The organism is Nonomuraea sp. NPDC051941 (assembly GCF_044593615.1).
This window is the reverse complement of the sequence record NZ_JBIUCF010000029.1, coordinates 157,831-168,032: the sequence shown is the minus strand read 5'-3', so window position 1 is coordinate 168,032 and position 10,202 is coordinate 157,831. Positions and strand designations below refer to the sequence as shown.

The following is a 10,202-nucleotide window of genomic DNA, read 5'->3' as shown; positions in this document are numbered from 1 at the left end:
CGCCCCATCGGGAGGTGTAGGCCGGGTCGGCGGCGATGATCGCGATACCCGTCTGGTCAGCCATCGAGGTGAGCCGGGCCCGGAGCTTGCTCGTGAGCATGTCGGAGATGAGCTTGCGGAAGCGTTTGCGGCGGCCGTGTTTCTCCCGGGTTTTCTCCGTGCGGAAGTCGAGGTCTTCGATGGCGATGGCGTTCACGCCGCAGGTGCGTGCCCAGTGCAGCAGCTGAGTCAGGGCGTGGCGGACCTGGGCGTCACGATGGTCTGCCGACCCGGACAGGTCGTAGGCGAAGCGGCGGGGGTTGCCGATGGGGTTGCCGTGGGCGTCCAGGCGCCAGGCGGCCAGGTGGTCGGCGTTGGTGTCCACGCCGATCACCCCGTGGGCGAGCGCGGCAGCCATGGGGATGGCTGGGAAAGCAGGTCGCTGCCAGGAGGCGGTGATGTACCAGCGTCCGCGCGCCGCGTCCAGGTGGATGCGGTAGGCCACCGCCCGGTTGGCCTCGATCCGATCCGCCCACTCGGTGCCGCGATGGGCGAAACGCACCCGGGCGGCGAGCACGTAGCGGCCGTGCGGCGCGTTCGCGTGCTGCGCCAGCGGCGCGGGCATCTTGATTGACACCTGGCCGTCGGGGGTGATGCGGATGGTCTCGTTACCGAAGCGTTTGCCGGACTCGCCGTCGGCGGCCAGGAACCAGCGCTCGGCCTCCCACCGCTGCCGCCGCTCCGGTTCGGCGAGCTGTGCCTGGGCGAGGTTGTGCCGGGCGCGGGCGAGCTGGTTGCCGCCTCGCACCACACGCACCCGCGGCTTGGCGGTCGGCTCGCTGGCGGGCGAGCCGGTCTTGCAGGAGGTGCAGGCGGCGGGACTTGGCGAACCACTCCTGCGTCGAGCGGTAGCCGCCCGGCTCCTTGCGGGTGCCCTTCTTCCCGACGGGCTGGGACAGCCGACGGGTGATCGTGACTATGGCGGCGGAGAGGTCGCGAATGTGGTCGGTCTGGCAGCGGCGGGCCAGCGCCCACTGACCGTGTGAGGTTTTGGTGATGGCCCCGGCCCAGCGCGCCGACGACTGCACGGTCAACTCGCGCTTGCGCGCCGCCCAGGTGTCAGAGGAGTGCCCCAGCCCGTCGGCGCACCTGGTTTTCAGATCGGCGGAGGCCAGCGTGCCCAGATGCGCGCCGACCAGCCGCAACACTCTGTCGTCCTCAGGCGTGAGGCGCTTGAGCCGGTCGCGGACGGCCACACCGGATGGGCCGGACACGACGAAGGCGGGGGCGATCGGGCGCAGCTCAGCCATGCTCGCCGACCTCCGCCGTGATGCCGTCGTGGTCCATAGCCGACCGACGAGGGCACCACACGGTCGGTGCCTGCGGATCGCGGTCGAACGGGCACGCCGACATGACTGGCACTCACTCTCCCGGGTTTTCACGTTGCGTGATCACAAAGATACCAAGCGTTTGCGCTGCCGGGTAGAACATGTGCGCGATTAGCCTCGGCAGATGCACAACGCAGCCCCACTGACCAAGCCGGAACCCGAGCAGAGCGGACCCGGTGCGACAGCGATACGCCGAGCGAGGACTACCCCTGCGTGCACACATGCCGTCGAATCCGCACTCCGGCGATGACGTGACCAGACCCATGTCATGCACGCTCAAACACGAACAGCTCTGCACCCCTTGATCAGCTTGTCCGGCTGGGTCCGGCTCACTTGCGCCTCTGCTCCTCCCCCATCACGCCGTACCCCGAACCACGCTCGGCGCGACCCCGCCCCTCACAGCCACGCCAGAACTACGCCCCAAACCCCGGACCGCTCCTATAACCGACCTCGCCACCGCGCCGCAGGAGCCCCACCGCCATCAGCGCAGACACGCCCCGGCGTCACAGCCGAACTCGCCACCGCACCTCGACCACATCGTCTGGGCTTGTTGGGTCTGGTGTTGGCGTGCGACATTTCCTGATATGGGCAGAGACGTGCCAAGCGTTGTCTTCAGCCGGGACGACCGACGGAAATATCGGGAAAAGGTGTATCGATGCCTCGACGTCTTCGCCCAGATGTTGCGCGAGTCCCGCTTTGAGATCGAGCGCCCCCTCGCCGGCCTGGAGATCGAGCTCAACATCGTGGACGCGTACGGCGAGGCGGCCATGCGCAACGCCCAGGTGCTGGCCGCGATCGAGCAGCCGGACTGGGCCACGGAGCTGGGACAGTTCAACATCGAGATCAACATCGAGCCGCAGGAGCTGGGCGGCGACGGCGCGCTCCGCCTGGAGGACGACGTCAGGACACGGCTCAACCACGCCGAGGAACGCGCCCGCTCCCAGGACGGTCACCTCGTACTGATCGGCATCCTGCCCACGCTGCGCGAGCAGGACATCGGCGAGGGCACGCTCTCCGCGAACCCCCGCTACCGCCTGCTCAACGAGCAGATCTTCGCGGCCCGAGGCGAGGACCTGCACCTGGGCATCGAGGGCGTCGAGCGCCTGGACACCCACGCGGACAGCGTCGCCCCTGAGGCCGCGTGCACGAGCGTGCAACTGCATCTGCAGGTCAGCCCCGACGCGTTCGCCTCGCACTGGAACGCGGCCCAGGCCATCGCCGGGCCTCAGGTGGCGGTGGCGGCCAACTCCCCGTACCTGTTCGGCAAGGAGTTGCACCGCGAGACCAGGATCACCCTGTTCGAGCAGGCCACGGACACGCGGCCGGCCGAGCTGAAGACGCAGGGGGTGCGGCCGAGGGTGTGGTTCGGGGAGCGGTGGATCACGAGCGTCTTCGATCTGTTCGAGGAGAACGTCAGCTATTACCCGGCCCTGCTGCCCCTGTGCGAGGACGAGGACCCCCGTACCGAGCTCGAACAGGGCCGCATCCCCCACCTGCACGAGCTGACCCTGCACAACGGCACGATCTACCGGTGGAACCGGCCGGTGTACGCGGTGGTGGACGGGGTGCCGCACCTGCGCGTGGAGAACCGCGTGCTGCCCGCAGGGCCCACCGTGGCCGACATCGCGGCGAACGCGGCGTTCTACTACGGGTTGATGCGCGTGCTGCCGTACGCCGAGCGGCCGATCTGGAGCCAGATGTCGTTCCAGGCGGCAGAGGACAACCTCGGCGCGGCGGCGCGGCACGGGCTGGACGCGCGGCTGTACTGGCCGGGCATGGGTGAGGTGCCGGCGGCCGAGCTGATCCTGCGGCGCCTGCTGCCCATGGCGCGCGAAGGGCTGGCCAGGTGGGGCGTGGACGGTCCCGTGGCCGACCGGCTGCTCGGCATCATCGAGGGGCGCTGCCTGACCGGCCGTACGGGGGCGAGCTGGCAGGTGGAACGCGTGCGCGCGCACGAAGAAGTCTCCGGGGACCGGCACGAGGCGTTGCGGTCCATGACGGTCGAGTACATCGAGCGGATGCACACCAACGAACCCGTGCACACTTGGGACGCGTGAAGCCCGTGAAGCGCATCCTGGTCCTCGCCCTTGTCCTCCTGGTCGGCGCCTGCGGTCTGGGCAGGCGGCCGTCCATGGACACCCAGGGGGCCGACTCGTTCGAGGACGATGTGCGCACAGCCCGTACGCTGACGGAGGCGTTCTGGACGCAGCAGTTCCAGCAGAGCGGGCGGACTTATCGGCCTATCTCCGACTTCGTCCCCTACTCCGGGAACTCCGGACCCAGTTGCGGCAACGAGCCCGCCGTCCCGAACAACGCCTTCTACTGCCCCATCGGCCACTTCATCGCCTTTGACCAGACCTGGATGGAGTCGCTCTGGAACGAGATGGGCGACGGGTCGGTCTACGTGATCATTCCCCACGAGTTCGGGCACGCGATCCAGGCGCAGCTCCAGACGAACTTCCAGCTCAACGTACAAATGGAGCTCCAGGCCGACTGTTATGCGGGCGGGACCCTCTCGGCGCTCGTGCGCTCGGGCGTGCTCGACACGCAACCGGGCGACGAGGACGAGCTGCTCACGAGCCTGGAGGCGGCGGGCGACCCGACGGACGACTGGCTGAACCCGTCGGCTCACGGGACGGCCGAGCAGCGCCAGACGTCGTTCGCGACCGGCTACCGGGACGGCGTGAACGCATGCTGACCGGGGCGTACACGAGGGGCGCGGATCGGACCCCAGGATGTATACGCGGGTCAACCCAGAGGATGATGTATCTGATCATGCCCACGCTCTACCGTTGACCCATGCCATTGGAGGAGATCGGCTGGCTGCGAAGGGGTGCGTGCAGATCCAGCGACCCTGACCTCTTCTTCCCCCTTGCCCCCACCCCCTTGCAGGAGGCCCGCGCCAAAGCGGTCTGCGCGCGCTGCCAGGTCATCGAGGAGTGCCGCGCGTACGCGTTACGTTCGGGCGAGTCGGAGGGCATCTGGGGCGGCCTCACCCCGGAGGAGCGCCGCCGCAGCCGCTTCCCCACAGGCTGGCGCCGCCCAGCCGCCTCCTGACGCCAATCGGCCGGCGGCACGGGCGAAGCCGACCGCGTGAGCATGGACGGAGCCGACGGCGTGGGTGGAGTGCGTGGGCGAAGATGAGGTGAGCGACGTAGCCTGGCAAGGGTGTTGCTCCGCTCGATCGCGATCCTCACCGCAGCCAACCTCCTGAACAACAAGGTGGCCCCCCGCCTGGCCCCCCTGACCTCGGCCGCCGCGACCGCCGCCCTGGTGGCGGCGGCCCGCAGGTCCGGCCTGTCGTGGAAGGAGCTCGGGTTCGAGCACGGCCGGCGCGGCGCCGTGGCGGGAGGCGCGCTGGCGGCGGCGGTGGCGGCCGTTTATGCCGTCGGCATCGCCAACCCCCGCACCAGGCAGCTCTTCCACGACGAGCGTGCCCTGTCGCTCTCGCGCGCCCGCGTCCTGGAAGAGGCCCTGCTCCAGGTCCCGCTGGGCACGGTCCTGCTGGAGGAGGTGGGTTTCCGGGGCGCCCTGTACGCGATGCTGCGCAAGGATCACGGCACGGTGGCCGCCACGGCGATCTCGTCGTCCCTGTTCGGCCTCTGGCACATCCTCCCGGCCATCGACATGGCCCACGCCAACCCCGCCCTCGGCGCCCTGACGTCGGCCGACTCCCCGGCCCGCCTGGACACGGCACGGGTGGTGGCGGGGAGCGTGGTGTCCACGGCGGCGGCCGGGGTGCTGTTCTGCGAGCTCCGGCGCCGCGGCGGTCTCCTGACCCCGGCCATGCTGCACCTGGCCACCAATTCCTTCGGCTATCTCTTCGCTCGCCTCGCCGCCAAGCGAAAGTGACGGAACGTGAGCATTTCCGGCACTCCGGTGGATCTTTGATCAGCCGAGGATGAGGATTCCTGACCCGAAGGGGGAAGATCCTTCACCTTGGATTGGAGCGTTCCATGCACGTCCCACTTCGATGCTTTAACGTCTCCAGCGCGCGCTTCCCGAGGTCGGGAAATGCGTATATCAAGATCATGAGTTCTGATATACGATGGAGGCACGGAGGTGGTGTTGCATGCGTACGGTAATCGACATCGACAAGGAGCTGCTGGAGGTCGCCCAGCACGAGTTGGGGACTTCGACCATGAAGGAGACGGTCAACGCGGCCCTGGAGGAGATCGCCGAAAGGGCAAAGCGTCGCGAAGCGTTCGAATACTGGCGCACCCGGGACTATTCCGATCTCCTGGATCCGGAGATCATGAAGCATGCGTGGTAGCCACCGGCGTGGTCTACCTCATCGACAAGAGCGCACTGGCGCGCATGCCGCACCCGGCGGTCCACCGCGCACTCGAGCCGCTCATGCTCGACAAGATGCTGGCCATCTGCGAGGTCACGCAGCTCGAGGTCCTCTTCAGCGCGCGTGACCCGGCGGGCTACGAGCGCGACGCCCACTACCTGCGCGAGGGCTTCCGCCTCCTGTCGATCCATGAGAAGGAGGCGGCCGCCCGGGCGCTGGACGTCCAGGCGATCCTCGCGCGCAAATCGCACCACCGGGCCGTCGGACCGAGCGACCTGCTGATCGCCGCCTGTGCCGAGGTGCACGGGGCGACGATCCTGCATTACGACCGGGACTTCGACGTCATCTCCGAGGTCACCGGCCAGCCCTCGCTCTGGGTCGTGTCCCCAGGGTCGGTGCCCTAGGGAGGGTCAGCCCGTGGGGACGACCTGGAAGGCCTCCGCGTAGTGGCCCGAGGCGAAGCCGGCCTGGTCGGCCCAGGCGGCGAAGCGGGTCTTGACGAAGTCGACGAAGCCCTCCACGTGGGCGACCTGGCTCACATGTGACTGCAAGGCCGCGAGCTTGCGGTCCATGGCCTCGGTGACGTCCACCCAGTGGTTGGGGGTCGAGCCGCCCGTCAGCCAGACCTCACGTACGGTCCACGCCTCCAGGCCCTCCTCCCGCACCAGTTCGGGGAAGGCGTAGGGGTTGCGGGCGTCCGGGTAGACGGCGTCCAGGGCGGAGCCGCCCACCGCGCGGTGGTCGGGGTGGCTGGGGGCGACGTTGTGGTAGTTGCGATCGGGGTGGTGGGTGATGACCAGGTCCGGCCTGACCTGACGGATCACGCGGGAGATGTCGCGCCTCAGCTCGATCGAGGGCACCACGAGCCCGTCCTTGTAGCCGAGGAACCGCACGTCGGTGACGCCGACCGCCTTGGCGGCGGCCCGCTGTTCGGTCCTGCGGAGCTCGGCCATGCCGGAGTTGTCCAACGTACGTTCGTTACCGCCCGCGTCGCCATCCGTGACCAGCAGGTACGTGACCTCGACGCCCTTGTCGACGAACAGCGCCACGCTCCCCGCCGCGCCGAAGTCGACGTCGTCCGGATGGGCGGTCACCACGAGGACCCGGTTGATCTCGGCTTCCGGCAGCATGACTCCCCTTTCTGAAGTTCTACGAAAAGACAACCGGCCCCCCGCCGAAGGCATTCCGGGCGCCGATTGTCGGTGGGGCGTCTTAACCTAGGTAGGTGCCGACCCAAGTCTCTGTTGACCACCCTCTGCTCGACGGCCTCAACCCTCAGCAGCGCGAGGCCGTGATCCATCATGGCAGTCCGCTGCTCATCGTGGCGGGGGCGGGCTCCGGGAAGACGCGGGTGCTCACGCATCGCATCGCGTACCTGCTGGCCGAGCGTGAGGTGCACCCGGGCGAGATCCTGGCGATCACCTTCACCAACAAGGCCGCCCGCGAGATGAAGGAGCGCATCGACAAGCTGGTCGGCCCGCGGTCCAGGGCGATGTGGGTGATGACGTTCCACAGCGCCTGCATGCGCATCCTGCGGCGGGAGGCCAAGCGGCTGGGGTTCCCGTCGAGCTTCTCGATCTACGACCAGGCCGACTCGCAGCGGCTCATGGCCATGGTCTGCAGGGAGATGGAGCTCGATCCCAAGCGTTACCCGCCGCGCTCCTTCTCGGCCCAGGTCAGCAACTTCAAGAACGAGCTGATCGACTACGAGACCGCGCTTGACAGGGCGGGCTCGCATCTGGAGAAGACGCTGGCGGAGGCGTACAAGGCCTATCAGCTCAAGCTGACCGAGGCCGGCGCGATGGACTTCGACGACATCATCATGAACACGGTGACGTTGTTCCAGCTCTTCCCCGACGTGGCCGAGCACTACCGGATGCGGTTCAGGCACGTGCTGGTCGACGAATACCAGGACACCAACCACGCCCAGTACATCCTGATCAGGGAGCTGGTCGGGCATCCCGAGCTGCGCACGACCGACGGCGAGCTGGTCCGGACGGGCTCCGACATGTCCGAGCTGTGCGTAGTGGGCGACGCCGACCAGTCCATCTACGCCTTCCGCGGCGCGACGATCCGCAACATCCTGGAGTTCGAGCGCGACTATCCGGACGCGCGCACCATCCTGCTGGAGCAGAACTACCGCTCCACCCAGAACATCCTGGCCGCCGCCAACGCGGTCATCGCGCGCAACGAGTCGCGCAAGCCCAAGAACCTCTGGTCCGACCAGGGCGACGGGCCCAAGATCGTGGGATATGTCGCCGACAACGAGCACGACGAGGCCATGTTCGTGGCCCAGGAGGTCGACCGGCTCAGCGACGAGGAAGACGTCAAGCCGGGCGAGGTGGCCGTCTTCTACCGGACCAACGCGGCCTCCCGTGTGTTCGAGGAGATCTTCATCCGCACCGGGCTGCCGTACAAGGTGGTCGGGGGCGTGCGCTTCTACGAGCGCAAGGAGGTCAAGGACCTGCTGGCGTACCTGCGCGTGCTGGCCAACCCGGCCGACGTGGTCTCGCTGCGCCGCATCCTCAACGTGCCCAAGCGCGGCATCGGCGACCGCGCCGAGGCGACGGTCGAGGCGCTGTCGTCGCGCGAGCGCATCCCGTTCTGGGACGCGCTGCGCAGGGCCGACGAGGCGTACGGGATGGCCACGCGCTCGCTCAACGCCGTACGCGAGTTCGTCGCGATGCTCGAGGAGCTGATCGCCAAGGCCGAGGGCATGCCGCCGTCGGCGCTGGCCGAGGAGGTGCTGGTGGCCACCGGCTACCGCGCCGAGCTGGAGGCGTCGGAGGACCCGCAGGACGAGTCGCGCCTGGAAAACCTCAACGAGCTCATCTCCGTCGCCTCCGAGTTCGAGGAGGCCAATCCGGAGGGGACGCTGGTGGAGTTCCTGGAGCAGGTGTCGCTCGTGGCCGACGCCGACCAGATCCCCGAGGCCGACGGCGGGCAGGGGGTCGTCACGCTGATGACCCTGCACACGGCCAAGGGGCTGGAGTTCCCCGTCGTCTTCCTGACGGCCATGGAGGACGGAGTGTTCCCGCACATCCGCTCGCTCGGGGAGCCCAAGGAGCTGGAGGAGGAGCGGCGGCTGGCGTACGTGGGGATCACCAGGGCGCAGCAGCGGCTCTACATCACGCGGGCGGCCGTGCGCAGCTCCTGGGGGGCGCCGGCGTTCAACCCGGCCTCGCGGTTCGTGAACGAGGTGCCGGGGCAGCTCATCGACTGGCGTACGGATCCGGAGAAGTCCGCCTGGAGCGCGGCCACCCGCAAGGAGCCCGCCGCCCGCCCACCCGCCAAGACCGGCGGGCGGAAGGTGCCTTCGCTGGCGCCCGGCGACCGGGTGACGCATGACGCGTTCGGGCTGGGCACCGTGGTGTCCGTGGACGGGGTGGCGGAGAAGACCAAGGTCAAGATCGACTTCGGCAGCGGCGGGGAGAAGACGCTGCTGCTGGCGTACGCGCCCATCGACAAGCTCTGACCGGCCCCTGACGGCCGCAGGGCCGCCCTCCCTGGCCTTGGGAGGGCGGCCCTGATGTCTTTACGGGGTCAGCCCTTCAGGGCACTGCCCTTCTTCCACTGGGTCCAGTTCAGCTGCCAGTAGCTCCAGCCGTTGTTCCATTGCAGCTTGCGCTTCGTACCGGTGATCTTGACGACGTCGCCGCGCTGGGCGATGCCGTAGAACCACTTTGCTCCGGCGGGGGTGGCCCGCACGCAGCCGTGGCTCTGGTTGGAGCGGCCGAGGAACTGGTAGTAGCCGGCGCTCTGGTGGACGTACTCACCGCTGTCGGAGATGCGGACCGCCCACGGGATCTCCTCCTTGTAGTAGCGCGGATCCTTGGGATCCGTCACGCCCATCCAGGAGGAGGTCATGGTCTCCACGGACTTCTTGCCCATGGTGAGGTGAATACCGCTGGTGGTGAGGTAGACGTCCACGCCGTTCTTGATCAGCCCGCCCCTGCCTGCGCTGATCGGGATCTTCTTGGTCAGCTTGCCGTCGCGGTAGACCTTCATCTGGTGGTTACGGGTGTTGACCACGGAGATCTGCGACGTGCCGACGGCGAAGCGGCGGGAGACGTCCTTGGCACCGGTGTTGCCGGGGAGCTGCGACAGGCGGGCGGTGAAGAGGACCTTCTGGTGAGGCTTCCAGTACGTCTTCGTCCGGTAGATGACCTTGCGCGCCGACACCCAGCGCCAGGCGCCGTCGACCGGCCTCTCCGCCTCCACCTCCAGCAGCGCCTCCACGGCCGCCCGGTCCTTCACGTCGCGGTCGAACGTGACGATGATCGGGAAGCCGACGCCTACCTTCTCCGTCGCCTCCCCCATCGGGGTGATGTCGGCTATATCGAGCTTGACCTTCTTTGCCGGTTTGTCCGGCTCATCCGGGGCCGTGACGCTCGCCGCGCCGGCGGCCCGGACCACCGAGGCTTGCTGCGTTTGCTGAACGGGGACGTTCTCCGCCGCACAGGCCGTCATGGCGGCCAATGCGACCAGGACCGGCAGCATCCGGGGGACGCGATTCAAGGGGGCTACTCCTGGGATATGTG

Annotated in this window: 9 protein-coding genes and 1 pseudogene; 7 read left to right on the top strand and 3 right to left on the bottom strand. The window is 68.3% G+C overall.

Going from position 1 to position 10,202, the window contains the following annotated elements; translation table 11 throughout:
* Positions 1-796 (bottom strand): annotated as a pseudogene (locus ACIHFD_RS39710) (IS200/IS605 family accessory protein TnpB-related protein); the annotation flags it as partial.
* Between the two features lie 1,218 nt (positions 797-2,014).
* Here ACIHFD_RS39710 and ACIHFD_RS39705 point away from each other — a divergent pair.
* From ACIHFD_RS39705 to ACIHFD_RS39680, 6 genes are all read left to right on the top strand, one after another.
* Positions 2,015-3,424 (top strand): glutamate--cysteine ligase, encoded by a 1,410-nt coding sequence (locus tag ACIHFD_RS39705; protein ID WP_397371327.1) that lies wholly within the window; start codon positions 2,015-2,017, stop codon positions 3,422-3,424.
* On the top strand, positions 3,421-4,065 hold the full coding sequence (locus ACIHFD_RS39700; protein ID WP_350731185.1) for a neutral zinc metallopeptidase: 645 nt from the start codon (positions 3,421-3,423) through the stop codon (positions 4,063-4,065). Before ACIHFD_RS39705 ends, ACIHFD_RS39700 begins: the two co-directional genes overlap by 4 nt.
* 101 nt (positions 4,066-4,166) lie before the next feature.
* The gene (locus ACIHFD_RS39695; protein ID WP_192790004.1) at positions 4,167-4,424 is read left to right on the top strand and encodes a WhiB family transcriptional regulator; all 258 of its coding nucleotides are present in this window, start codon (positions 4,167-4,169) and stop codon (positions 4,422-4,424) included.
* A gap of 111 nt (positions 4,425-4,535) precedes the next feature.
* Positions 4,536-5,219 carry a lysostaphin resistance A-like protein gene (locus ACIHFD_RS39690; RefSeq protein ID WP_397371326.1) on the top strand — a complete coding sequence of 228 codons (684 nt, stop codon included), beginning with the start codon at positions 4,536-4,538 and terminating at the stop codon, positions 5,217-5,219.
* A 220-nt stretch (positions 5,220-5,439) separates the two neighbouring features.
* Positions 5,440-5,640, top strand: coding sequence for a type II toxin-antitoxin system VapB family antitoxin (locus tag ACIHFD_RS39685; RefSeq protein ID WP_364243537.1), 201 nt, complete (start codon positions 5,440-5,442; stop codon positions 5,638-5,640).
* Positions 5,634-6,065 (top strand): PIN domain nuclease, encoded by a 432-nt coding sequence (locus tag ACIHFD_RS39680; protein ID WP_350731179.1) that lies wholly within the window; start codon positions 5,634-5,636, stop codon positions 6,063-6,065. The genes ACIHFD_RS39685 and ACIHFD_RS39680 overlap by 7 nt, the downstream gene beginning before the upstream one ends.
* Positions 6,066-6,071: 6 nt before the next feature.
* Here the strand turns inward: ACIHFD_RS39680 and ACIHFD_RS39675 are convergent, their stop codons facing one another.
* The gene (locus ACIHFD_RS39675) at positions 6,072-6,791 is read right to left on the bottom strand and encodes a PIG-L deacetylase family protein (protein WP_350731177.1); all 720 of its coding nucleotides are present in this window, start codon (positions 6,789-6,791) and stop codon (positions 6,072-6,074) included.
* A 125-nt stretch (positions 6,792-6,916) separates the two neighbouring features.
* On the opposite strand from ACIHFD_RS39675, the gene pcrA reads away from it, so the two are divergent.
* Positions 6,917-9,136: a DNA helicase PcrA gene (gene pcrA / locus ACIHFD_RS39670; RefSeq protein ID WP_397371330.1), complete on the top strand. Its 2,220-nt coding sequence runs from the start codon at positions 6,917-6,919 to the stop codon at positions 9,134-9,136.
* A gap of 68 nt (positions 9,137-9,204) precedes the next feature.
* On the opposite strand, the gene ACIHFD_RS39665 is transcribed toward pcrA, so the two are convergent.
* On the bottom strand, positions 9,205-10,179 hold the full coding sequence (locus ACIHFD_RS39665) for a L,D-transpeptidase (protein ID WP_397371325.1): 975 nt from the start codon (positions 10,177-10,179) through the stop codon (positions 9,205-9,207).
* Positions 10,180-10,202 lie beyond the last annotated feature (23 nt).

Coding starts and splice junctions, on each gene's coding strand:
- ACIHFD_RS39695 (WP_192790004.1), top strand. CDS start 4,167: ATGCCATTGGAGGAGATCGGCTGGCTGCGAAGGGGTGCGTGCAGATCC.
- ACIHFD_RS39685 (WP_364243537.1), top strand. CDS start 5,440: ATGCGTACGGTAATCGACATCGACAAGGAGCTGCTGGAGGTCGCCCAG.
- ACIHFD_RS39675 (WP_350731177.1), bottom strand. CDS start 6,791: ATGCTGCCGGAAGCCGAGATCAACCGGGTCCTCGTGGTGACCGCCCAT.